The organism is Cellvibrio sp. UBA7661 (assembly GCA_002483365.1).
GTDB lineage: Bacteria > Pseudomonadota > Gammaproteobacteria > Pseudomonadales > Cellvibrionaceae > Cellvibrio.
This window is the reverse complement of record DLHT01000011.1, coordinates 235,677-259,875: the sequence shown is the minus strand read 5'-3', so window position 1 is coordinate 259,875 and position 24,199 is coordinate 235,677. Positions and strand designations below refer to the sequence as shown.

Sequence of the window (24,199 nt, the reverse complement as noted above, 5' to 3'; positions counted from 1 at the left end):
ATGTCTCGGTCAAATAGTGGTGCGTATTCATTGATATAGATTAGCCGGATAATGTGCTCTCACCCACGCAGCACGTTTGGCAATTGCCTCCCGTTTTTCTGCTGCCTGCGCATCCAGATGCTTCACTTGCAGTGCAAGGCGCGGGTGGTTAACAAAGCGATCGCGATGCTTGGCCAAAAACTCCCAGTAGAGCGTAGTGAATGGGCAGGCCCGATCCGATTCGGCGTCGTCCGGCTTATAACAGCACTGGTCGCAATAATTACTCATTTTGGCAATATAGCGCCCGGTCGCAATATAAGGCTTGGATGCCATTATGCCAGCATCCGCATACTGGCTCATCCCCAATACATTCGGCAATTCCACCCATTCCACAGCGTCCACGTACATCGCCAAATACCAGGAATGAATCTGGTCTGGCCGGGTTTGCCACAAGAGTGCGAACAAGCCTGTGACCATTAACCGCTGTATGTGATGCCCGTACCCATGCTGCAAGACCTGACCAATACTCTGCGCAAGGCATTGCATATCCACATCGCCCGTCCAATAAAAATCAGGCAAATTGTGTTGGGCATCCAGCGCATTCATCTCCAGCCAATCGGGCATAAAGCTCCAATAGAGGCCGCGCACGTACTCGCGCCAGCCTAATATCTGGCGAATAAATCCTTCCACTGAATTCAGTGGCGCATCACCGCGTTGATACGCTTGCTCTGCTGCAAGAATGACTTCCATCGGCGACAGCAATTTAAGATTCAGCGCCGCCGATAAGCGCGAGTGGTACAACCAGGGCTCGTGAGTCCACATCGCATCCTGATATTCACCAAACTGCGCTAACTGGGCATGGATGAAAAACGCCAACAGCTCCAGCGCTTGCGCGCGCGTGACTGGCCAACCAAAGGTAATAAGCTCGCCGGGGTTACCCGGGAAAAATTGTCCGATACTCTGTTTTGCGGCTTGGGTGATGTCATCCATAGCAAACATTAACTCAGGTTCACGCAACCCCGGACCCGCGCGACCAAAAGTCCCGCGGTTGTCGTGATCGTAATTCCAATCACCACCTTCCGGCGCCCCCCCTTGCATCAAAATACCCGTGCGTTTGCGTAGCTGGCGATACCAATATTCCATGCGCAATTGCTTCTTGCCTTTCTGCCATGCGCTAAATTCTCTGGGTTTGGCGATGAAGTGATTGTCCGGCAAAACCTCCAAAGGCAGATTGCACTGCGCGCTACAGGTTTTCAGCTCCTGCAACACGCGGTAATCCCCCGGCAGCACAACACGCAAACGCTCGGGTGAGTAGTGTTTAAGGCATTCATCAAGCGCAGCGCTAAAGTTCTGCAGTTGCTGCTCTAACACGTAATAAATAAGCGGTAAGTTGGTATCGCGCAGATCCTGCGCAAAGTGGCGCATAGCGGAAATAAACAACAAAGAGCGCTGCTTATTCGAAGGGACATGGGTACTTTCTTGCAGCACCTCTGCCATCCACAGCAGATCCTGCTGTGGATCAAACCCCTCAAACAACAGACTATCGCGGTTAAGTTGATCGCCTAATACCAAACATAAGTTGCGGATCTTTTTTGTCATTCAGGTTGTTTCCTTTTGCGCGCATCGCCTCCGCAGGCTTTGGAGCAATACTTTACGTCATCCCAGACTTTTTCCCATTTTTTGCGCCAAGCAAATGGGCGCTGGCAGTGCTGGCAGGTCTTCTGCGGAAGATGTTGTTTTTTCATAGCGGCTCAATCCAGTCAGTACGCAATGCCGGTTTACTGGCATAAGTAACTGATACGAAAAATCCGGCGGCTGGTATCATTTGCGCCATCGAAATAAACACCTGCCAATTTTATGCATCCAACATCTTCTGCCGTCAGCACCCCAAAATCCTGGGATATTTTCTGCCGTGTGATCGACAACTATGGCGATATTGGCGTCTGCTGGCGCTTGGCCAGACAACTCGCCAGCGAGCATAACCAACAGGTACGGCTTTGGGTGGATGACCTGAATGCGCTGGTGCGTATCTGGCCAGATGCGCAATTGGCAGATCAGCAAGAACTCGCGGGGGTTGATGTGAGGCATTGGCCGGATGCTTTCCCAACCGATATTGGCATCGCACAGGTCGTGATAGAAGCATTTGCATGCGATATCCCCGACATTTATTTGCAGCAGATGGCCGAGCAAAAGAAAAACGGGCAAGCACCGCTCTGGATCAACCTGGAATATTTGAGCGCAGAACCATGGGTGGAAGATTGCCATAGCATGGTCTCGGTACACCCAGGCACCGGCCTTCGCAAAACCTTCTTCTTCCCGGGGTTTACGCCGCGCACAGGCGGATTACTCCGTGAGCAAGATATCGCTGAACGACAACATGAGTTTGATCGCACTTTTTTCCTGAACTCGCTCGGCATTACTGCAGAACATGGCGCGCTACTGATATCCCTGTTTGCCTACGAAAACACGGCGGTCGCATCTTTATTTGATGTCTGGGCTTCATCTAATCGGCCAATTCACTGCCTCATTCCCCAAGGCAAAGTCCTGACAAGCATCAATCAATATCTGCCCGAACCACTTGCATCAGGGCAAGGCTACACACGGGGAAACCTGCGCCTGGACGCCATCCCCTTTCTTACCCAAACCCAATACGATGAACTTTTGTGGGCATGTGATATCAACTTTGTCCGCGGCGAAGACTCTTTTGTGCGTGCGCAATGGGCGGGAAAACCATTCGTGTGGCATATATACCCGCAAGAGGAAAATGCACACATAACCAAGCTGGATGCTTTTCTCGATCGCTTTTTATCGCAGCAAGATCAACAGCTAACGGCTAACGTCAGCGATCTCTGGCACAACTGGAACCAGCAACACGATGTTGCGGGGGCATGGTCGCAATTGATGGAACAACTGCCACAGTGGCAAGCGTTGAGTCATGATTGGAAAAAACACTTGCGCTCCCAAGCCGATCTGGCAAGCCAATTAATCGTCTTGAGCAGTGGCGGAGGCGGCCAAAAAAGCACTACAGAAAAGCCGCAAACAACTGTATAGTAGCGCGCCGATTTCAAACCCGGGACGCCTGAGGGTTTTATACGCCCGCGCGCCATGCGCAGTACGGCCTCCCTCTTATTCGTTAACCTTTGCAAATACTGGGATTTACCATGAAAAATGCTCAAGAATGCCGCGCTGGCAACGTTCTGATGATCGATGGTTCACCATGGGTTGTTCAAAAAGCGGAATACAACAAATCTGGCCGTAACGCCGCTGTTGTGAAAATGAAGCTGAAAAATCTGCTGAGCGGAATCAACACTGAAACCGTATACCGTGCTGACGATAAATTCGAAGACATCCAATTGGATCGTAAAGAAGTAACCTACTCTTACTACGCTGACCCAATGTACGTATTTATGGACCCTGAGTTCAACCAATACGAAGTAACTGCAGAAGAATTGGGCGACCTGTTGCCGTGGATGGAAGACGGCATGGAAGACGTATGTGATGCAGTGTTCTACGAAGGTAAAGTGATCTCTGTTACACCTCCAAACGCAATCACCCGCGAAGTGGCTTACACCGAACCAGCAGTACGTGGCGACACCTCTGGTAAAGTGATGAAAACCGCTAAACTCAAAAACGGTACTGAATTGCAAGTTGCTGCTTTCGTTGAGATCGGCCAAAAGATCATCATCGACGCACGCACTGGCGAGTACAAATCTCGCGCTTAATAAACAGGCGCGCTTAATTGTAGATTTGCATCGCAAAAAAATGGCGCCCTCGTGGCGCCATTTTTGTTTGATAAACTTGGATTTTTTACTTTCGCAATACCCAATAAATTCTCGGCAATAACAGCACCAGTAAAATCACACCAAACAATACCGCTTCAAAATAACTTGACCTCACTTGCATAAACACATGCACCCACGCGAGTATCGCAATCACATAAATGCTTTTGTGCAGACGAATCCAATTTTTGCCCAACCGTCGCATCATCGCTTGTGTGGATGTCACGCCAAGCGCAATCAGCAAAATCACCGCAGGAATCGTCACCAGAATATAGGGCCGCTCAACCAATTCTTTGCCGAAGCGAGATAAGTCCAACCCCAAAATAAATACCAGAAATGCCGCCACATGCAGGAGCGCATAAAAAAGTGCGAACAACCCCAGCATACGGCGATGTGCTTGCAACCAGCGAAAATGTAAGTGGGAAAATGCAATCAACCGGCGCAATGGTGTTACAGCCAAGGTGATAAATAAAAAATAAATCGCCCATTCACCAGTAAATAACACAATCGTTTTAGCCGGATCAGCACCCAAGTCACCGGTCAGTGTTTTATAAATAAAAAACACCAACGGAATGAGTGAAAGAATAAAAACCAGAATTCGTCGCCAGAATACAGGCATTGCAACCGCCCTTAATAAAATTTACGCAAATCCATGTCTTTATAAAGATGCGCAACCTGCTCCGCATAACCATTAAACAATTGCGTGGGAATAATATTGGGTTTTAGCAAACCACTCGGCAAACGACGCTCTTCTGCCTGACTCCAGCGCGGATGACTCACCTGCGGATTCACATTCGCATAAAAACCGTATTCATCAGGTGCAATCATGCTCCAGGTTGTTTTTGGCTGCTTTTCGGTGAATTCGATTTTCACTATCGATTTAATATATTTAAATCCGTACTTCCAAGGCACCACCAAACGCAAAGGCGCACCGTTTTGATTCGGTAAAACTTTGCCATATAAACCAACTGCTAGTGTGGTTAGTGGATGCATTGCCTCATCCATTCGCAAACCTTCGCGGTAAGGCCAATCAATCGTACTGAAACGGCTTTTTTGCTCCGGCATTTCTGATGGACGTTCAAGCGTAGTAAATGCAACATATTTTGCTTTACTGGTTGGCTCTACTCGCTTAATTAAATCTGCTAACGAAAACCCCACCCAAGGCACCACCATCGACCAGGCCTCAACGCAGCGCAAGCGATAAATACGCTCTTCCAACGCAACGCCTTTTAATAAATCTTCCAAGGTGTAAGTTGCAGGCTTGGCTACTTCACCCGCAATCTCAACTGACCAAGGGTGAGGTTTTAAAATATGTGAATGGGCAGCCGGATCGGTTTTGTCGTAGCCATATTCGTAAAAATTGTTATAACCAGCCACATGCTCATACGGCGTGAGAGCTTCAGTGATTTTTTCCTGATTGGCTTTGGCTCCGGCAATCTGTTGTTTTAACCAATCAGGCCCAGGCAAATCTTTATTGGCAACCTGAGTGGGCGCTGCTGATACCGGGAGCGCACTTGCTCCAACCCCTAACGCAGCAGCACTCATTGCGCCACGCATAAATGCACGTCGCGCCAGATAAACAGATTCTGGGGTAATTTCTGATGAGGGAATATCATTTGTTTTTTTGATTAGCATACGAACCTCGTAACATACGATGCGTGGCTTATAGACTCGTAGCAATTACATTTGTTACTGCAAATCAAAAATATAATTTCTACCTTGATGATCACAGACAAAACGAGTGTCACCAAGCTCGGCGCAGGCCTGCAACGACAAGCTTGCAGGAACAGAGAATGACTCGCTAACGCCCATAGTCGTTTTATCTTTTTTCAAAAACCCATACATGATTTCAAAGCGCAGAGGAAAATCCAAACCCTTGGATTGTAAATCCTGATAAAGATACGCAAATTTTCCGTAGGTCATGGTGACACCACACAGCCCTATATCGCACATTTTAGTAATGTACTGCGTATATGCCCGCGCAAGATATTGCTGTAATTCGCCGCCTTGGTAAGCAGGCAATGCCATTTTGTTATCGCCTGTTAACGCGTCAGCCGCCAAGCGATGGTTTGCTTTATTGCCGACCAGCTTGAATACACGATCGCCACAGCGGATTTGCTTGGCAGTTAACTCACAACCCTCAATAGGTGCTGATACTGAATGGATATTACGCACAGCACCTGAATTTAGCTCATTGATAACGGCCTTGGGCTGAACCACCTGCGGTTTGCTGATTCTTTCTGGTGACGTGATTGACATGATTGCAGGTTTGGTTGTTCGCACAGGCAGCGGCAATCTAATACCGTTTCTTTCTGCCGGTCTTTTTAACAATGACGCCTGCACAGTTTCATTATTTTTTTTAAACTGATTGAACGAAGGTAAGCCTTTGGTTTGCGCTTTCGCTTGTAACTGGCAATAGACTTGTTCGTAATAGGTTTCGGCGAGGGCAAAACAAAATTGGTCGGCCTTTGCGCTAGCGGTCAGTACACACAGAATGGAAATACTGAGCCAAGCGTAGCGCATAAGATTAACCTTTATTGGACTAGTGGGTAATCAACCAGCACTGATGGATTTTAGGGTTGCGTTTAAAATCTTCATCAATCGTTTGCGCACTAATGTCCTTGATGGTGTAAGCACTTAAGGCATCTGTATCCAATTTAAAGGTGCGCAGGTTATTGGAAAATATCAACGTACCGCCTTCTGCCAGCGCGCGCATGGCATTGTTGATCATGCCCACGTGATCGCGCTGCACATCCAATACATCTTCCATGCGTTTGGAGTTGGAGAAGCTCGGCGGATCGAGCAGGATCAAATCAAATTGCTGGTCATTATCTTCAAGCCATTTCAGACAATCCGCTTGTTCCAAACGATTGCGCGATTCGCTTAAACCATTTAACGCAAAATTTTTACGCGCCCAATTCAGGTAAGTGTTGGACATATCCACACTCACTGTATAACGCGCGCGCGCCATAGCGGCATGAACGCTTGCGGTCGCGGTGTAACAAAACAAATTTAAAAAACGCTTATCTTTGGCGAGGCCGGCAATCATCAAGCGCACCGGACGGTGATCCAAAAACAAACCGGTGTCCAGATATTGCCACATATTAATATGCAGCTTCGCCGCACCTTCCTGCACACTGAACAGGTCACCCGTCGGGCGCTCGTTTAATTTTTCGTACTGGCTGGTACCGCGATTGCGGCGGCGCTGTTTGTAGCTGATATGGGAATCAGGAATATCCAACACAAACGGCACGGCTTGTTCGATTTCCACAAAACGTGCAGCGGCTTTATCTTCATCCACTGATTTTGGCGCGGCGTATTCCTGCACATGGGCATAGAGTTGTGGCGCACGATTGGGCTGGGTTTGACCGCGATAAATATCAATTGCTGCTGAATACTCTGGCATATCGGCATCGTATAGACGGTAACAACTGATGTCGTTTTTCTTCGCCCACTTTTCCAATTGCTTGAGATTTTTTTGCAGGCGGTTCACCAGCATTTGCGCACCGTTAGAAAGTGCCGCTGCCTGCTCTTTTTTGTTTTCGATTTTGACTTTGGCTTCTGCGTCTTTGCGAACGGTGTCGTCTTTGCTAAAACGCGCATCCTGCTCAACGCGGCTTTGTACAAAGGCTTCACTGCTGATGGTAAACATCAGTAATTCACTGGCAATAGTGCCGTTAAAAAATTTGTATTTTTTATCCGCACGCAAACCCATTTGCTTGCCCAACTCTGGATTACCGGTAAACACACCGGCGCGCCAGCCCTGAAATTCATTGCGCAAACGTTCACCCATGTGGGCATACAATAATTTCAGCGATTCAATTTCACCCAAGCGCTCGCCGTAGGGCGGGTTGCTGATGACCAAACCAAAATCCATCGCTTTGTGGGTGGGTTTTACAAAGTCTTTTAACTCTTTACGGCTGACGCGTAACCAATGATCCAGCTCGGCACTGACGATATTTTCTTCGGCAGCACGGATCACTTTTACATCAGCATCGTAACCGCGAATTTCCGGTAAGTTCTCTTTGGCAAGCCCTGCCTTTTTACGTGCAAAGGCTTCTTCGCGCAGTTCCAGCCAAATATCGTTGCGATGATTTAACCAGCGTTCAAAACCAAAACTACCGCGCAATAAACCGGGGGCGATATCAGCTGCAATCAGCGCAGCCTCGATCAAAATAGTGCCCGATCCACACATAGGGTCGAGTAGTGCGCCGCCTTGCGCGGCGATTTCCGGCCAGCCCGCGCGGATCAAAATTCCAGCGGCCAGGTTTTCTTTCATGGGTGCACTGCCCTGCTTCACACGGTAGCCACGGCGATGCAGGCTGTCGCCCGATAAATCGATACTGACGATGGCTTTGTTTTTCGCCAGACGCACATTCACGCGTAAATCCGGATCGCGCTTGGCGACCGAGGGGCGCTCACCACTGAAATCACGCAGGCAATCCACAATCGCATCTTTTACCTTGAGCGCGCCGAATTGGGTGTTGCGGATGGCATCGCTGGTGCCAATAAAATCCACCAACAGACTACCACTTGGACTTAGGTGTTCTTCCCAGCGGATTTCGCGCACACCATCGTAGAGCGCTTCCTGGCTATCGGCCTCAAAGCTGGCAAGTGGCAGGAGGATTTTGTTGGCAAGGCGCGACCACAAACAGGCGCGGTAAGCCATGGCGATGTCGCCAGAGAAGTAAATCCCTGCCACCGTTTCACGCAGATCTTCTGCGCCAAGGGTTTGCAGTTCGGTGTAAAGCAAGCCTTCCAAACCCTTGGGGCAGGTGGCGAAATATTGATGCATCATGTGTATTCCGGAACAAAACGTCTTGGGTGATGAACTTTTCTGAATGAAACCTGACTAAACAAAGGTGGTATTCATACTATTGTCAAATAAACCTGCTAGGCCGATATGCCATATAGAACGGCTTATGTATAAAAATTTAATCGTTCACGACACCGGTTAAATCTGGTGTACTCCCTAAACCTCTTCAGAAACCCTAAACAACCAAAAGGAGAATGTAAAAGCCAGTCAAACAACACTATGAAAGACCGCAAGACCGCTTCAGTCGATGGGGCATTTCCTATCGATAAACCACAATATAGAGGTGCAATAACTGATGAAACGTCAAAAACGTGACCAAACAGAACGCGCATTCGTTAAAGGGTATCAAGCAGGTATTGATGGGCGTTCCAAAAGCCTTTGTCCCCATGAGTCCGGTGAGGCACGTCAGCAATGGCTGAACGGCTGGCGCGAATCGCGCACTGACCAATGGGATGGCTATAGCCGTTTGGCTCAGGTTCAAAAAGTTAGCAACATTCATCCTACAGCCATGAGCAGCTAAATATCCCTAAACGGATAAGCCATCTCAGGCCAAGACCAACACATTTCCCTATAGAATCATTGTATTGATGAAATAAAGCCCGCTCTTGCGGGCTTCGCTATTTCTGGTATCGGGATTCGTTATCAAAGCCCTTTCTGATAACTGGCGATACCCGCAGCCGCCTGGCCAATCAATCCCGGACCTTCGTAAATAAAGCCGCTGTATACCTGCACCAGACTGGCTCCGGCGCGAATTTTATCGGCCGCGCTGGCAGCATCAAAAATGCCCCCAACACCAATAATGGGCAATTTGCCTCCCAGGCAGGTATTTAAGGTACGGATAACCCAGGTGCTTTTATCACGCACCGGCAAACCACTCAAACCACCGGCTTCATTACCATTTTCGTACTCTTCTACACCAACGCGGGTAATGGTGGTATTGGTGGCAATAACGCCGTCCATACCCTCTTGCAACAAGATACCCGCCACCTGGGCGATTTCACCCTCATCCATATCCGGCGCAATTTTCACGGCAATAGGCACATAACGGCCGGTTGCCTTGTGCAGTTCGCCCTGCTCTTTCTTGATCGGTGCCAACAACTGCGACAATGAATCACCAAACTGCAAATTGCGCAGGCCGGGGGTGTTGGGCGACGAAATATTTACCGTAATGTAGTCGGCATGGTCATACACTTTGCGCAGACATGTCAGATAGTCATCAACCGCATTCTCAACTGGTGTAGTGGCATTCTTGCCGATATTGATTCCCAACACGCCTTTGTAACGGCGGTTTTTCACCTGGGCGATCAGATGATCTACGCCTTTGTTGTTGAATCCCATGCGATTGATGATGCCTTGGGCTTCCGGGATACGAAATAAACGCGGCTGTGGATTCCCCGGTTGCGGGCGCGGCGTAATTGTCCCTATCTCAACAAACCCGAACCCCAAAGCGCCCAATGCGTTGAAATAATCGCCGTTTTTATCCAGACCCGCCGCTAATCCAACCGGATTATCAAAGGTCAATCCCATCACTTGCACAGGATTGCTGGGAATACTGGCGGTAAACAAACCCAGCAAGCGCAGGCGCTCGGCTGCACCTAGCACATCAAGGCTTAATTCATGGGAAGTTTCAGCATCAAGACGGAATAAAAGATCGCGAATAATGTGGTACATGGCAGGCTCTTGGGCAGTCAGTCAAAACGACGTTAAAGAAGGCGGCAAGGATACTGGATTAACGCCGCCAAATCACCTCAAAGCTTCCTTCATCAAGCTAAACGCTGGATGGATTGGAAGCGGTTGTCATCATCAAAATCAATCTGGAACTGTCCGCGAATCCCGCTGTGCAACACAAACGGGCGCAAAATACCCGCCGGAAAACGAATACTTCGCCCATCGATGCTGTGTGCAAACACCGTTTTGGCACTGCCTTCATATAGCCGCTGGAATTCTTCAGCCGAAATTGCCAGATTGACAACAATACTTTTCAAATATTCCTCCTCTGATGGCTCGCGCTTACAGCTCGGGCCGATGATCGCCTGGGTATTTAATCCAGGCTATTACAATGCTGGCTCGCTTGAGCCAAATCCAATAAATCACGTAGTGCAACTGCAATCATCGCAAAATCAGTACCATTCACTGCCTGCAATTCATTGACCATGGATTTCCACCGCGCAATCAATAGTTGATGCTGCTGGCTCCAGCGGTCTATCACATTCTCTAATACAACCGTCACCTCATCTGAGGCAACCGTGTCATCGATAAAGCGGATGAGCGAAATACTCAGGCTGCGTAATTGGGATTCCAAATCGCCCAGATAGGTTTCGCGAGCCATCGCTTGCCAAAAATTATCTACCGACAAATTGGAAATTTGGTTGGAAAACCAGGGCAAACTTAAATAGTTGCCCAGCGCAAAATACACACGTGCCAATAACTGTAAATCGGTATTGGCAATGCGCGCTGCTTCCACCACACTCAGGCCGGAATATAAATCGGCCGGATGGGCAACACGCCTTATCAGGCTTTCCGGTAGCGACAACGCACGCAATTTTTGCACCGACGTTTCCCATTCCTGTAGCGCATCTCCCACTAATAATTCAGGCAAATGTTGGTTGATATGCAACATGCCCGGAGCAAACAACTCCACTTCACTGGCGGGATTCAGATAACTGCGACGGTTACGCAAAAACCAGCGCGCAGCGCGACGAATTTTGCGCATCATATCGTTGGTTAATTGCAAATGCAGCTCTGCTGGAATGCTGGTACCCGCATAATCCAATGCGGTTAGAAATTCAGGCATCGCATAAATATCGCGTGCGATGATATAAGCTTTGGCAACATCCCCTGCACTCGCGCCGGTTGATTCCATCAGCCGCTGCGCAAAACTGATTCCCATGGTGTTGACCATATCATTGGCAATTTGGGTGGCGACAATTTCACAGCGCAACCGATGATTGCGCAGCGCAAGAGGAAATAATTGTGCGATTTTATGTGGAAATGCGGTTTCAATAAATTTTGCGAGATATTCATCATCCACAATATTCGCTTGCGTTAAATCTTCTTTCAGCACCGCTTTTGCGTAGGAAATTAGAATAGCAAGCTCAGGACGCGTTAAGGATTTACCATGGGTCTGGCGCTCCAGCAATACCTCATCGGTTGGCAGAAATTCCAGTTTACGGTCGAGCCGCCCCTGCCGCTGCAATTCATTCATAAAACGGCGGTATTCAGCGCTGCGCTTTAATGCTTCCGATTGTGCAATGGTAATTGCCTGTGTTTGGCGGCTATTGTTATGCAACACCAATTGCGCAACATTTTCAGTCATATCGATTAGCAACTGGTTGCGTTGTTTTTGTGTTAAATCGCCATTGGCAACAATTTCGTTTAATAAAATTTTGATATTAACTTCATGGTCAGAGCAATCCACACCACCGGCGTTATCAATAAAATCTGTATTGCAAGCACCACCATGCAAACAATATTCAATGCGACCTCGCTGGGTCATCCCCAAATTGCCGCCCTCTCCAAATACTTTGCAGCGCAATTCATCACCGCTTACACGCAGGCTATCGTTAGCTTTATCGCCTACATCCGCATGAGATTCATTGCTCGCTTTGACATAAGTGCCAATACCACCGTTCCAAATTAAATCCACCGGTGCTTTTAATAACGCATTGATTAATTCCGATGGTGTGAGGCTTGCTGCATCCAACGCGAACCGTGTGCGCATTTGCGCTGAAATAGGAATCGATTTGGCGCTGCGGTTAAATACACCACCGCCTTCGCTGATGAGCGATGCATTGTAATCAGCCCAAGTGGTTTTCGGTGTGGTAAATAAACGCTGCCGCTCACTAAAGCTGCGAGCTGGATCAGGGTTGGGATCAATAAAAATATGTTGGTGATTAAATGCCGCAACCAACATCACCGCTTGCGATAACAACATACCGTTGCCAAACACATCGCCCGCCATATCGCCAATACCGACGACGCTAATCGATTGTGATTGCACATCAATATTTTTTTCACGGAAATGGCGCTGCACCGAAATCCATGCACCGCGTGCAGTAATGCCCATGCCTTTGTGGTCGTATCCCTGACTACCGCCTGAGGCAAACGCATCGCCCAACCAATGCCCGTATTCTGCTGAAATTGCATTGGCGATATCAGAAAAACTGGCGGTGCCTTTGTCAGCGGCCACCACCAAATAAGGATCGTCGTCGTAGCGGATAACCTGACGCGGCGCACGAATACTACCCTCAACAAGGTTATCGGTTAAATCCAGCAAACCACGGATAAACAATTGATAACACGCAATACCCTCCGCTTGCTGTTGTTCGCGTGTGACATTGACCGGCATTTTTTTACACACAAAACCGCCTTTTGCACCACTGGGAACAATCACGGCATTTTTCACTTGTTGGGCTTTTACCAAGCCCAACACCTCGGTGCGGTAATCTTGCAAGCGATCTGACCAACGCAAACCACCGCGCGCTACTTTACTGGTACGCAAATGCACGCCTTCCATGCGCGGTGAATAGACAAAAACTTCAAACAATGGGCGCGGTGCCGGAATATCCGGCAACTTGCGTGGTGAAAATTTTAGTGAGAGATAGGGTTTGGCCGCGCCCTGCTCATCCAACTGATAAAAATTGGTGCGCAACGTATTATCAATCAACGCCAGAAAGCGACGGATAATCCGGTCATCATTCAGGTTTTGCACTGAATCCAAACGCGCGAGAATATCCTGATGCAATGCATCAAGGCGCTGCGGTGTTTGCTCATCTACCCGATCAGGATCAAATTTTAAACTGAAAAGTTCAACCAGTTTGCGCGCAAGCTCTGCTTGATTCACCAATGCCAGCGCCATGTAATTGGCACTAAAGGGGAATAATGTCTGGTGCATATAACCTGCGTAGGCACGCAGCATCACCACTTGCCGCCACTCCAGATTGGCAGTGGTAATCAAGACATTAAAACTGTCGTTATCGGCAAGCCCCTGCCAAATGGCCGCAAATGCCTGCATGAACTTTTCTTTGATGGAAGACACATCAAGTGCAGCTGAAAATTGATGGGCCAACTTAAAATCATGCAACCAAATTGTCCGGCCCGATAACGTACAAATATCGTATGCACTTTCACTGACCACACGAAAGCCCAGGTTTTCCAGTACCGGGATGACATCGGACAACGCTAATGTAGTTGCCCTATGAAAGACTTTGAATTGGATAAAATTGCCATCGCCAGTCAGTGAGTGATAAACACTGAGTGCAATAGTTTTTTCAGCTGCGCCATCAGCCGCATCGGAAAATAACTGGGCAATCGAATGAATATCGGCAACGGCAGTGCGCGCATCGTATTTTTCCTGATACGCGGAAGAAAATGCATCGCGGTATTCGCGTAACAAATGCGCACTCGTTTCTTCACCATGGGCTTCCATGAGCGCACTGTGCAAATAGTCTTCCCATGAACGGGTAATATTCACAATACCCGCCTGTAAGGTCTCCACATCGATATGCGCAGGTACAGCACTATCAACTTTAAATACCAAATACACGCGGGCAAGAATAGATTCCGAAAAATAGGTAGTGAATTGTGATTCATGGGAGCCGATTGCGTTGCCAATCAGTTCCTGAATTGCCAAGCGCACTTTGGTAGAAAAATAATCGCGCGGCACATACACCAGGAAATTGATAAATTTTCCAAATGGATCGCGCCGCATAAATAACCGCACCATGGAACGCTCATTAATGCGTGCAACACCCATCAAGGTTTCATACAACTCTGCGCTGCTACTTAAAAACAATTCGTTGCGCGGAAAGGTTTCCAATAATTGGCGGAAATTTTTGCCATCGTGACTGGATTCATCCAGCCCTGTCCGCGCAAATACTTTGGCAACCTTGGTTGCGATCAATGGAATCTCAAACGGACTCATCAAGTACACAACCGACGTATAAAGGCCAAGAAAACGCACCTCACCAGTGACCTCGCCTTTGGTGTTAAAGCGTTTAACGATGATGTAATCCGAGTACGCCGAACGATGGACGCGTGCGCGTGCCGACGATTTGGAAAACGTAATCACCTGCGGCACCAAATGAAAACGCGCCATCCCCTCATTAAACGCATCAACCGCTAAAACGGGATTCGCAGTTGCTTCACGCAAGGCAAAAACGCCCAATCGTTGCACAGGAATTTCACACAATGTTTTTTTGCCATCGATGTCTTTGAATTCGTATTCTGAATAGCCCAGAAAAGTAAATTTATCTTCCGTCAACCAGTGCATAAATGCTTTGGTTTGCTGGATGTCTGCCGCCGCCAGTGTGGCATCGGCAAAATTAAGGTTTTGCTCTACTGCTAATGCAGCAGCACGCATGGGTTGGTAATCCGCAACGACTTTTGTGACCTCGCACAGGATGCTGTACAAACTGCGGGTAATTTCATCCAATTCCTGCTGGTCGCTGTGGGCACTGATTTCCATCACGATCAATGCTTCTTTTGTTGTGGTGCCGGATGTTGTAGTAGCGGGCGCTGCTGATTGTTCAGGTGTATGGCCGTTATCACCCAGCGCGAGCAGATGATGGTCGCGGTCGCGCACCAGATTCAGCACGGTACTTTTAATGGTGTAAATAGCAATATTGCGCCGGTTTAGCTCTATGCGGATGGAATCCACCAGGAACGGCATATCCCGCTGCAAAACCACCAGCGCGGTATGAGGGCACACCCAGCCGTCCACCGCGAGACTTGGATTGAATAATTGGATTTTGGGCTGAAGCCCATCGTACACCTGAATGAATTGCCACCATTGATAGAGGCTGCCAAACACATCGCTCAGCCGCCGTCCAACCAACTCCTCCAGTGGATAATGGTTAAAAAAACGGTTGGCCAATTGCAGTAACACCTGATGCTCGGCAGGCGCCCGCCGGGATGCGCTGTAATCGGTAAATTCGGCGAGGAACCCGGCAAGTTTGTGCTGGCTAACCAAGGGACTATTCACTGGATACGCTCCTTAATGCAAGACAAGGTGTTCTTTAAGACTAGTCGAAAAATTCCTGTAAACAGTTGAAATGACAAGGAACTGCCACCACCTTGCAGGGTCTATCGAGCACTTCTGTGGCGCTGTAACCTACTCGCAAGGGCCTACAGCGATGAATTCACCATTAATCACAAAGACAAAGGTATTCAATTCCAATGCAGGCTTACCAACAAATCCAATCCCTCAACACCTGGCTCAACGACCAAATCATCGGTCAGGAGCATCTGACCCAACGACTCCTGATTGCGTTGCTTGCCGATGGCCATTTGCTGGTAGAAGGTGCGCCCGGTCTTGCCAAAACCAAAGCAATCAAAACTCTGTCGCAAGCAATTGAAGGCAATTTTCACCGCATCCAGTTCACACCTGATTTATTGCCTTCGGATGTCACCGGCACCGATATTTATCGCCCTGAGCAAAACCGTTTTGAATTCCAGCCCGGGCCAATTTTCCACAATCTGGTATTGGCCGATGAAATCAACCGCGCCCCGGCCAAAGTGCAGTCTGCCTTGTTGGAAGCCATGGCCGAGCGGCAAGTGAGCGTGGGCAGTAAAACTTACCCCCTACCCGGTTTGTTTATGGTGATGGCGACGCAAAACCCGATTGAGCAGGAAGGAACTTATCCATTACCGGAAGCACAGCTCGACCGCTTTTTGTTGCACGTGGTGGTGGATTACCCAAGCATTGAAGCCGAGCGCCGCATTTTGCAATTAGCGCGCAATGAAGCAGCCGCTGTTACAGCCGCACAGCCAGACATCATCAGCCAGGCCACCATCGAGGCTGCACGTAACGAAATTTTATCCATTCATATGGCCGACAGTGTTGAGGACTACATCGTTCATTTGATTAATGCCACACGTCGCCCGGCAGAATATTCAGAAGAGTTAGCTGAGTTGATTGAATACGGCGCAAGCCCGCGTGCGACTATCGCACTTGACCGCTGTGCCCGCGCGCATGCCTGGTTAAATGGCCGCGATTTTGTCAGCCCCGATGATGTGCAAGCTGTTGCGCACGATGTATTGCGCCACCGTTTGATTTTAAGTTTTGAAGCAGAGGCCACTGGTACCACCACCAACAGTGCCATTGATAAATTGCTCGCCGCCGTGCCCCTAAGCTAAGCAGCCCATTCAGCTACACAGGAAGCGGCCATGAGCAACACATCGCAACAAGATCTCAATCCGCGCGGCGCTTACACCGAGCTCGCGGCGTTATTGCGCTGCCGATTTTCAGCGCAAGATTTAAAACTGTTTGCACATCAACCTGCGCGCAGTTTGTTATCCGGTAGTGAACGCACCCGTTTTCGCGGGCGTGGAATGGACTTTGAAGAAGTGCGTTTGTATCAACCCGGCGATGACATCCGCTCGATTGATTGGCGAGTCACTGCACGCACGCAAGTTGCGCACACCAAAATTTTTCGCGAGGAACGCGAGCGCCCGGTGTTTATGTTGGTAGACCAACGTTCGCCGTTATTTTTTGGCAGCACACGCTGTTTTAAATCAGTACTTGCTGCACATATCGCCGCACTATTGGGTTGGGCAGCACTTGCCAATGGCGACCGTTTGGGCGCATTGGTGTTTGGCGATTACGACCAGCGCGATGTACGCCCGCGCCGCAGCAAACACGCGGTATTGGAATTGCTGCATCAATTACAGGATTACAATCACCGCTTAACATCGCCAATAACACCTGCACCCCAATCACTCGCCAACGGGCAATTACAACGCGCCAATACGCTCAATGATATGTTGGCCGATGCACGACGCATCGCCAAGCCAGGATGCGCGCTGTTTATCATCAGCGACTTTCACGATCTTGATAGCAAAGCCGAACAACAGCTCTTTGAACTAGCGCGTCACACCGACGTTACGCTGATTCATCTTTATGACCAACTGGAACGCGAGCTTATCAGTAATGCTCCGCTCACCATCAGCGATGGGCGTGAACGTTTGCAATTGGCAACTCATGACAAAGCGTTTCAACAAGCTTATAAAAACCAGTTCGACCAACGCCTGCATATGCTCACACAAATGTGTAAACGACTGCGTATTCCACTGCTGAGTTACGCCACGCAAGACGATATCCAGGATGGTTTACGCAAAGCTTTTGGGCGAAAAAAATAGCGCTGGTCGCAACAGTTAATTCTATTCACGAATATTAAGTAGATTATGCAACCGTCAATGCCACAACAACCGACAGCATCCCCACTGGATCAATTAGCCGATATCCATTTACCCGATGGCGTAAGCTGGTGGCCACTGGCACCTGGCTGGTGGATTTTGATCGTTCTTCTATTACTGGTTGCCGCCCTCTTTTTTATGTGGCGCAAACGTAAAGCGCAGAATGTGTATCGCGCGGTTGCACAACATCAACTCGCAGGCATTTATGCTGATTACCAACAAACGCACAATACCGCTGCGTATTTACAAGCGCTGAGCTTGCTGCTGCGCCGTACTGCACTGACATCCTATCCACAGAGTTTTAACGCCAGTATTAAAGGAGTCGATTGGCTGCATTGGTTGGACTCGGTATGCCCTGAAACCAACAACGCTTTTTCTGGCGAGATTGGCCAGGCATTATTAATCGGCCCTTATCAAAAAAATCCGCAGATCGCGGTCGATGACTTGCAACAATTGAGTGCAAAGTGGATTGCATTACACCGCAATCATCGACAAAAACTTCCGCTGAAAAAAATGATCACGCAGGAGGCCACTCATGTTTGAAATGCAATGGCCGTGGTTATTATTACTTGCCCCGCTTCCGTTACTGATGGGTTTTATCGCACCGAAGAAAAGAATTGAAGCAGCACTGCGTGTTCCTTTTTATCAAGACGCCAGCCAACTGGAACAGCAAAATCGTTTTAGTTCAGGCAAGCGCCCTGCACTATTAATAGTGTTATGGGCTGTGTGGTTAAGTTGCTTATTAGCGGCTACCAATCCGCAATGGGTCGGTGAGCCCACCAGCATGCCGTCCAGCGGACGCGATTTGTTAATGGCCGTGGATATTTCCGGCAGCATGGAACAAACCGACATGGTGCTGAGTGGCCGCCGTATTAATCGCCTGATGGCGGTAAAACACGTGATTGGTGATTTTGTTCAGCGTCGCACCAGCGATCGCCTGGGTTTGATTTTATTCGGCGCGCAAGCCTATTTGCAGGCACCCTTAACCTATGATCGCCAAACCGTTAATCAATTATTACAAGAAGCACAAATCGGTTTTGCGGGACGGGAAACTGCCATTGGCGATGCAATTGGTCTCGCGGTCAAACGCCTGCGCGACAGGCCAAATGCCAGCCGCGTTCTGGTCGTGCTAACTGACGGAGCCAATACTGCAGGTGTCCTTTCACCAGACAGGGCAACAGAGCTTGCCCAAAAAGCAGGCATTACGATTTACACCATCGCCTTTGGTGCAGAAGAAATGGAAGTGCCGGGTTTATTTGGCTCGCGCACCATTAACCCCTCGCGCGATTTGGATGAAGGCACCATGATGGCGATTGCAGAAAAAACCGGTGGAAAATATTTCCGTGCGCGCAATCTGGAAGAACTGGATAGCATTCACCGTGAATTGGATCGCCTTGAGCCGATTGAAATACAAACGGAAACTTTTCGTCCGGTGCAGACATTATTTTATTGGCCGCTCGCATTCGCGTTTTTACTGAGCCTGCTATTGGCAGTCAGCCATGTGTGGCAAGGCCGCGCAATTTCATCAGCCACTCTTAAAGCGGAGGTGAAATAAAATGTCATTCGATTTATTACTGACTCACTTCCATTTTTTGCGCCCTTGGTGGTTAGCCGCATTAGTGCCCGTCGTCATTATTGCGCTGCTGTTGTGGTATCAAAAACACAACGCTCGCCAATGGCAGCAAATGGTTGCGCCCGAATTATTGCAATATTTACTCGATGGTCAGACAACTCGCATCAAGCCTTGGCGACTGATTGCATTATTAATTGCCTGGGTCATCAGCTGTATCGCCCTCGCCGGCCCCAGCTGGGAAAAGCGCCCGGTCGCTGTTGAACAAAACCAACAAGCGCTGGTAATTATGTTAGACCTTTCACCATCTATGATGAGCGAAGATGTAAAACCCTCACGCCTTGTGCGCGCTCGTTTAAAACTGGTTGACCTATTGCGTTTGCGTAAAGATGGCCAAACCGCACTCGTCGTTTATGCTGGCGATGCACATGTCGTAACGCCACTTACGGATGACACAGAAACTATCAACAATATAATTCCTGCGTTACATCCCAATGTAATGCCCGCGCCCGGCAGCAATACCGAAGCGGCGGTGAGCCGTGCTATCAAACTGCTAAAGGATTCCAATATCACCCAAGGTGATTTGCTGTTGATTACCGATGGCGTCGATGCAGATGCGCAATACAACCTGCAAGAAATGATGGATCGTGAAAGCCAATATCGGCTTTCTATTCTCGGTATTGGCGGCACTTCACCTACGCCTATCCCAAGTGAAAACGGTGGTTTCGTACGCGACAATAAACGCAATATTGTCACCACTGCATTAAACGCCAGCGATCTACAATCGCTTGCGCAGAAAACCCGTGGCCGTTACCGCACCATGAGTAACACCAGCAGCGATATTGATTACTTGATGGATTTACCTGCACCACAAAAAGAAGAAACCCAACGAGTCGATCGCGAATTTGACAGTTGGTATGACCGCGGCCACTGGCTGGTCATTTTATTGCTGCCAATTATTTTGTACTGCTTCCGCAAGGGCGTATTGCTGTGTTTATTCATCATCCCCATGGCCGCATTGACACCCAGTAAAAGCTACGCATTCGGCTGGGATGATTTATGGAAAAATAAAAATCAGCAAGCTTATGAAAAGCTCCAGCAACAACAAGCCGCTGAAGCAGCACAGCAATTTGATCATCCCGATTGGAAAGCCAGCGCTCAATATCGCGCAGGTAATTACGGCGATGCCGCAAAAGGCTATGCCCAATCCAACACCGCTGAAAGCCATTACAACCGTGGCAATGCCCTAGCCAAAGCCAATCAGCTACAGGACGCTATCAAAGCGTATGACGAGGCTTTGAAGTTAAATCCTGCTCTGGAAGATGCAAAAAAGAATCGCCAGTTAGTGGAAGATGCGCTTAAGCAGCAACAGCAAAACCAGGATTCCGACAGCCAGCAAAATGACGATCAGCAAAACAAGGATCAGGAGAGTCAGGATCAACAAAACAATAACCAAAAGAGCAATGATCAAAAGAACAACGACCAACAAAACCAAAATGAACAAAACCAGGATAAACAAAATCAAGATCAGCAGAGCGACGACCAAAATAAAAACCAGGACAACCAAAACCAACAATCATCGGACAATCAAAATCAGCCCGATGCAGAACCCAAGGATAGTCCTGACGAACAAAAGGACAGCTCTGACGAACAAAAAGACGATACCCAGCAAAATTCGTCTGCAATGAATCAATCAGAGGAACAAAAATCCGAGCAAGAGAAAGAAGCTGCTGACGCTGCACAGCGTGAACAGGATGAACAGCGAAAAGAAGAGCAAGCCGCTGAAGAGCAACGTCAAGCAGGCGAGCCCAAAGATGATGGCTTAACAGATGAAGAACGTCAGGCGATGGAGCAATGGCTGCGGCGCGTGCCAGATGATCCGGGTGGCTTATTACGCAACAAATTTAATTACGAACATGACAAACGCAACTACGAAATTCTCAATGGTGATTGGGAACCTCCTGCTAATGGGGCAGAAAATCGCTGGTAGGTAACCTGCCCGGTATGGGATCAATTATCGAGACGCATTTATTTGCAACGGAAATACACAATGAAAAACGCATTTTTTACTTTGCAGAAATTGCTCAGCCATTGCATAGGCTTTTTATTAATGGTGACGGGGCTGAATGTTTATGCTGGCAACCTTACTGCCAGCGTAGACCGCGATACACTCGCCCTGACCGAAACCTTTACCTTGACGCTGCGCTACGACGAACAAATCAACGCAACGCCTGATTATGAATTGCTGCAAAAAGATTTTGATATTTTAAATACCCGTAGCGGCACCCAAATGAGCATCATCAACGGCAGTATGGAAGCATCTACCGAATGGAAAATTGCACTTGCACCCAAGCGTATCGGCAAACTGTTGATTCCTTCATTTTCAATCGATGGCGCAATCAGCGATGCGATTGAAATAACTATCGAAGGGAAAAGTAAATCGCCACAAAATACCGATGACAATGTCAGCGTTGAAATAGAAACCAGCAAAGATACCAGCTATGTGCAGGAACAAATCATTGTAACGCTGCGCTTGTTTACCACTATCAGCCTCAGTGGAATGGAACTGTCACCACTGCAAGTGAAAGATGCTCTAGCGGTGCAACTGGATGAAAAGCAATATCAAACCAAAATAAATGGCCGACCCGGTGCAGTTATTGAAACCCGCTATGCGCTCTTCCCGCAACAAAGTGGCGAGTTGATTATTCCCAGCATGTTGTACCAAGTTGCTATTGATACAGGCCATCGCGATTTATGGGACAGATTTTATGGCAACAACCAAAATAATATTTTGCGTTTACGTACCGAAGAGCAACGTCTGACCATATTGCCAGCACCTGCCGCTGCAAATGGTAACAACTGGATGCCAGCCACCAATGTCAGCCTGAGTGAGCATTGGAGCACAAGCATAGACGCATTAAAAATTGGTGAACCAGTCACCCGCAGCATTACAATCAAAGCAGATGGTTTGACCGCAGGCCAAATTAATCCATTGCAAATCCTGCCGGTTAATGGGCTCACATTTTATAACGATCAAGCTCAAAACGATGACCAAAAAAATAGCCAGGGCATAACAGGATCACGCATTGAAACTATCGCCATAGTGCCCACCAAAGCCGGCGATTTCACTTTGCCTGAGGTGAAGGTTAACTGGTGGGATACCAACAGTAATAGCCTGCGCACAGCAACATTGCCTGCCGTGACATTGCGTGTCGGTCTGGGTGATATGTCTGCACAACAACTCGCCGAACAAAACCAACAGGCAACAACCGAAAATGAAGAAACTGCTCCCGCAACTGTGGATATTGACACTGACCTAACAGGCCTTAAAGAACAATCAACGCGTATTGTTCAGCAAACACCGATATGGCTCTACATCACCAATTTGGTTAGCTTATTGGCCGCTGCCTATTTTGCATTGGAATTTTTTATCGTCAAACGCAAGCTTGCAGGCCTTCATACTGCGAAAGAGCAGGAAAAAAACCAGCGTCTGCAAGCGGAAAATGCGGCATGGAATCAGGTTAAGCGAGAGCTGGCCGAAAACAATTGGAAAGAGTTACGCAAAGCCTTGATCGATTGGGCCCAGATTTATTGGAAAAATCCATCGCTGACCAACTTACAAACCATTGCAACACATATCAATAGCGTGGAACTCACCGAAGAACTACGCAAACTGGATGAGGCAATTTTTGGTGGGAATAACATTACACCAGACAGTGAAATACTCTTGCAGACCTTGGCAAACTTCCGTAGGAATAAATCCTACAACAATAAAAACAGCAGCCCATTACAGCCGCTGTATAAAAGCTAAGGTTTAATTACGGTAATATTGCAAACGCTCAATCTGGCGATCGAATTGATCAAACACATGCTCAATACATCGGGTCGCCAGTTGAAAATAATCCTCCACTTGAATACAGGGATGATCAACAATCAATTGCGTTTCTATACAACGCAATAATTTTTGGATTTCCACACGCGATGCATCTGGCCAGGATGCATCAACACTGGATGCAATTTTATTGCGGAGATGGTTGAGCTGGATCCGCAACACGCTGGAACACTCCCCCTTTGCCGCAACGCCAGTACCCAAAGCGCGCGCCTGCCCAATATATTCAGCAATCGATAATAAATAGCGCCAATCGGTATCGCTTGCCTCACCCGTCAATTTTGAAAGATGGTGTGCATCCGCTATATCATCAATTAAATATAATAAATTGGCGATCAACATATTGTGCTGTTTAAAGTTCTTGTCGGCATCACCCTGTATGTAAATGGATGACAAACGGCTCCAATGATCCACCAAACTGGACCATTTGACGTTATCCTTCATCCAGTCACCTGCCGCATCAAGTTCAGCAATAATTTGATTGATCTGAACCGATAAGGTTGCAATATTCTGCTGCGCAGCATGGTTCCCATTGATAAAACCCGTTGTCAAACCGCGATGCTGCTGAATGCGCGTTAACAAGCTGCGCAGCAGTTTTATGTAGGTAATACCTTTAAAAAATAATGCGCTTGCCTGACGCTTTTTAAGGCTAAGTGAAATGATTAAAAACAGCAAAAAACCTACAGGAAATACCAAAAAAACAACCAGCAATGAAACAGGAGCTTCCATAATACTACTCCGAATAATGAGTCAATCTATGCAAGTGGCCTGCAATTTCAGCGGCTTGGCCAGCGCGATAACTGTTCTCGGGCGCAAGGTCAGCAACTGTTTCTATATGTTTTGATATTTCCCGTTACGACGTTCGCCATGCTAGCCAATACTTGCCGCATGCTTTTTTGCCCATGTGCAATATATCAGTGCAAAAAAATATTCATTGCCACTACAAGGCAACAATTCAGTGCATAACAGTG

Annotated in this window: 19 protein-coding genes; 9 read left to right on the top strand and 10 right to left on the bottom strand. The window is 48.1% G+C overall.

All coding sequences use genetic code 11. The features are described 5' to 3' along the window. Positions 1-27 precede the first annotated feature (27 nt). Positions 28-1,578 (bottom strand): cryptochrome/photolyase family protein, encoded by a 1,551-nt coding sequence (locus B2739_RS09940; protein WP_331345708.1) that lies wholly within the window; start codon positions 1,576-1,578, stop codon positions 28-30. Continuing rightward, the gene (locus tag B2739_RS09935) at positions 1,575-1,724 is read right to left on the bottom strand and encodes a DUF2256 domain-containing protein (RefSeq protein ID WP_331345707.1); all 150 of its coding nucleotides are present in this window, start codon (positions 1,722-1,724) and stop codon (positions 1,575-1,577) included. Before B2739_RS09935 ends, B2739_RS09940 begins: the two co-directional genes overlap by 4 nt. 112 nt (positions 1,725-1,836) lie before the next feature. Between B2739_RS09935 and earP the strand changes: the two genes are divergently transcribed. Then, complete coding sequence (gene earP / locus B2739_RS09930) at positions 1,837-3,030, top strand: elongation factor P maturation arginine rhamnosyltransferase EarP (RefSeq protein WP_331345706.1); 1,194 nt, start codon at positions 1,837-1,839, stop codon at positions 3,028-3,030. A gap of 110 nt (positions 3,031-3,140) precedes the next feature. Beyond that, positions 3,141-3,701 carry an elongation factor P gene (efp, locus tag B2739_RS09925; protein WP_331345705.1) on the top strand — a complete coding sequence of 187 codons (561 nt, stop codon included), beginning with the start codon at positions 3,141-3,143 and terminating at the stop codon, positions 3,699-3,701. Between the two features lie 85 nt (positions 3,702-3,786). Here the strand turns inward: efp and B2739_RS09920 are convergent, their stop codons facing one another. From B2739_RS09920 to rlmKL, 4 genes are read right to left on the bottom strand one after another with little or no spacing between them, the layout of a single operon-like run. Beyond that, positions 3,787-4,377: a protein-methionine-sulfoxide reductase heme-binding subunit MsrQ gene (locus tag B2739_RS09920; protein WP_331345704.1), complete on the bottom strand. Its 591-nt coding sequence runs from the start codon at positions 4,375-4,377 to the stop codon at positions 3,787-3,789. An 11-nt stretch (positions 4,378-4,388) separates the two neighbouring features. Beyond that, on the bottom strand, positions 4,389-5,393 hold the full coding sequence (gene msrP, locus B2739_RS09915) for a protein-methionine-sulfoxide reductase catalytic subunit MsrP (protein WP_331345703.1): 1,005 nt from the start codon (positions 5,391-5,393) through the stop codon (positions 4,389-4,391). 54 nt (positions 5,394-5,447) lie between these two features. Then, the gene (locus tag B2739_RS09910; RefSeq protein WP_331345702.1) at positions 5,448-6,281 is read right to left on the bottom strand and encodes a hypothetical protein; all 834 of its coding nucleotides are present in this window, start codon (positions 6,279-6,281) and stop codon (positions 5,448-5,450) included. Between the two features lie 19 nt (positions 6,282-6,300). Further along, entirely contained in the window at positions 6,301-8,556 is a 2,256-nt protein-coding gene (rlmKL, locus tag B2739_RS09905; RefSeq protein WP_331345701.1) for a bifunctional 23S rRNA (guanine(2069)-N(7))-methyltransferase RlmK/23S rRNA (guanine(2445)-N(2))-methyltransferase RlmL, read from the bottom strand. 313 nt (positions 8,557-8,869) lie between these two features. On the opposite strand from rlmKL, the gene rmf reads away from it, so the two are divergent. Then, positions 8,870-9,094 (top strand): ribosome modulation factor, encoded by a 225-nt coding sequence (gene rmf, locus B2739_RS09900; RefSeq protein WP_331345700.1) that lies wholly within the window; start codon positions 8,870-8,872, stop codon positions 9,092-9,094. Between the two features lie 122 nt (positions 9,095-9,216). Here rmf and B2739_RS09895 read toward each other — a convergent pair whose 3' ends face one another. From B2739_RS09895 to B2739_RS09885, 3 genes are all read right to left on the bottom strand, one after another. Next, positions 9,217-10,245: a quinone-dependent dihydroorotate dehydrogenase gene (locus tag B2739_RS09895; RefSeq protein ID WP_331345699.1), complete on the bottom strand. Its 1,029-nt coding sequence runs from the start codon at positions 10,243-10,245 to the stop codon at positions 9,217-9,219. A gap of 92 nt (positions 10,246-10,337) precedes the next feature. Continuing rightward, on the bottom strand, positions 10,338-10,559 hold the full coding sequence (locus tag B2739_RS09890; protein ID WP_331345698.1) for a DUF2835 domain-containing protein: 222 nt from the start codon (positions 10,557-10,559) through the stop codon (positions 10,338-10,340). Between the two features lie 56 nt (positions 10,560-10,615). Then, positions 10,616-15,556, bottom strand: coding sequence for an NAD-glutamate dehydrogenase (locus tag B2739_RS09885; RefSeq protein ID WP_331345697.1), 4,941 nt, complete (start codon positions 15,554-15,556; stop codon positions 10,616-10,618). Positions 15,557-15,750: 194 nt separating this feature from the next. Here B2739_RS09885 and B2739_RS09880 point away from each other — a divergent pair, with 194 nt between their 5' ends. From B2739_RS09880 to B2739_RS09855, 6 genes are read left to right on the top strand one after another with little or no spacing between them, the layout of a single operon-like run. Next, positions 15,751-16,710 (top strand): MoxR family ATPase, encoded by a 960-nt coding sequence (locus B2739_RS09880; protein WP_331345696.1) that lies wholly within the window; start codon positions 15,751-15,753, stop codon positions 16,708-16,710. A gap of 30 nt (positions 16,711-16,740) precedes the next feature. Then, positions 16,741-17,712 carry a DUF58 domain-containing protein gene (locus B2739_RS09875; protein ID WP_331345695.1) on the top strand — a complete coding sequence of 324 codons (972 nt, stop codon included), beginning with the start codon at positions 16,741-16,743 and terminating at the stop codon, positions 17,710-17,712. Between the two features lie 45 nt (positions 17,713-17,757). Then, positions 17,758-18,312: a DUF4381 domain-containing protein gene (locus tag B2739_RS09870; RefSeq protein WP_331345694.1), complete on the top strand. Its 555-nt coding sequence runs from the start codon at positions 17,758-17,760 to the stop codon at positions 18,310-18,312. Next, a complete protein-coding gene (locus B2739_RS09865) occupies positions 18,305-19,324 on the top strand; it encodes a VWA domain-containing protein (RefSeq protein ID WP_331345693.1) in 1,020 nt (339 codons plus the stop codon). The genes B2739_RS09870 and B2739_RS09865 overlap by 8 nt, the downstream gene beginning before the upstream one ends. Before the next feature lies 1 nt (position 19,325). Next, entirely contained in the window at positions 19,326-21,329 is a 2,004-nt protein-coding gene (locus B2739_RS09860; protein ID WP_331345692.1) for a vWA domain-containing protein, read from the top strand. A gap of 60 nt (positions 21,330-21,389) precedes the next feature. Beyond that, positions 21,390-23,150: a BatD family protein gene (locus B2739_RS09855; RefSeq protein ID WP_331345691.1), complete on the top strand. Its 1,761-nt coding sequence runs from the start codon at positions 21,390-21,392 to the stop codon at positions 23,148-23,150. A gap of 3 nt (positions 23,151-23,153) precedes the next feature. Here B2739_RS09855 and B2739_RS09850 read toward each other — a convergent pair whose 3' ends face one another. Beyond that, a complete protein-coding gene (locus B2739_RS09850) occupies positions 23,154-23,957 on the bottom strand; it encodes a nitrate- and nitrite sensing domain-containing protein (RefSeq protein ID WP_331345690.1) in 804 nt (267 codons plus the stop codon). Between the last annotated feature and the right edge of the window lie 242 nt (positions 23,958-24,199).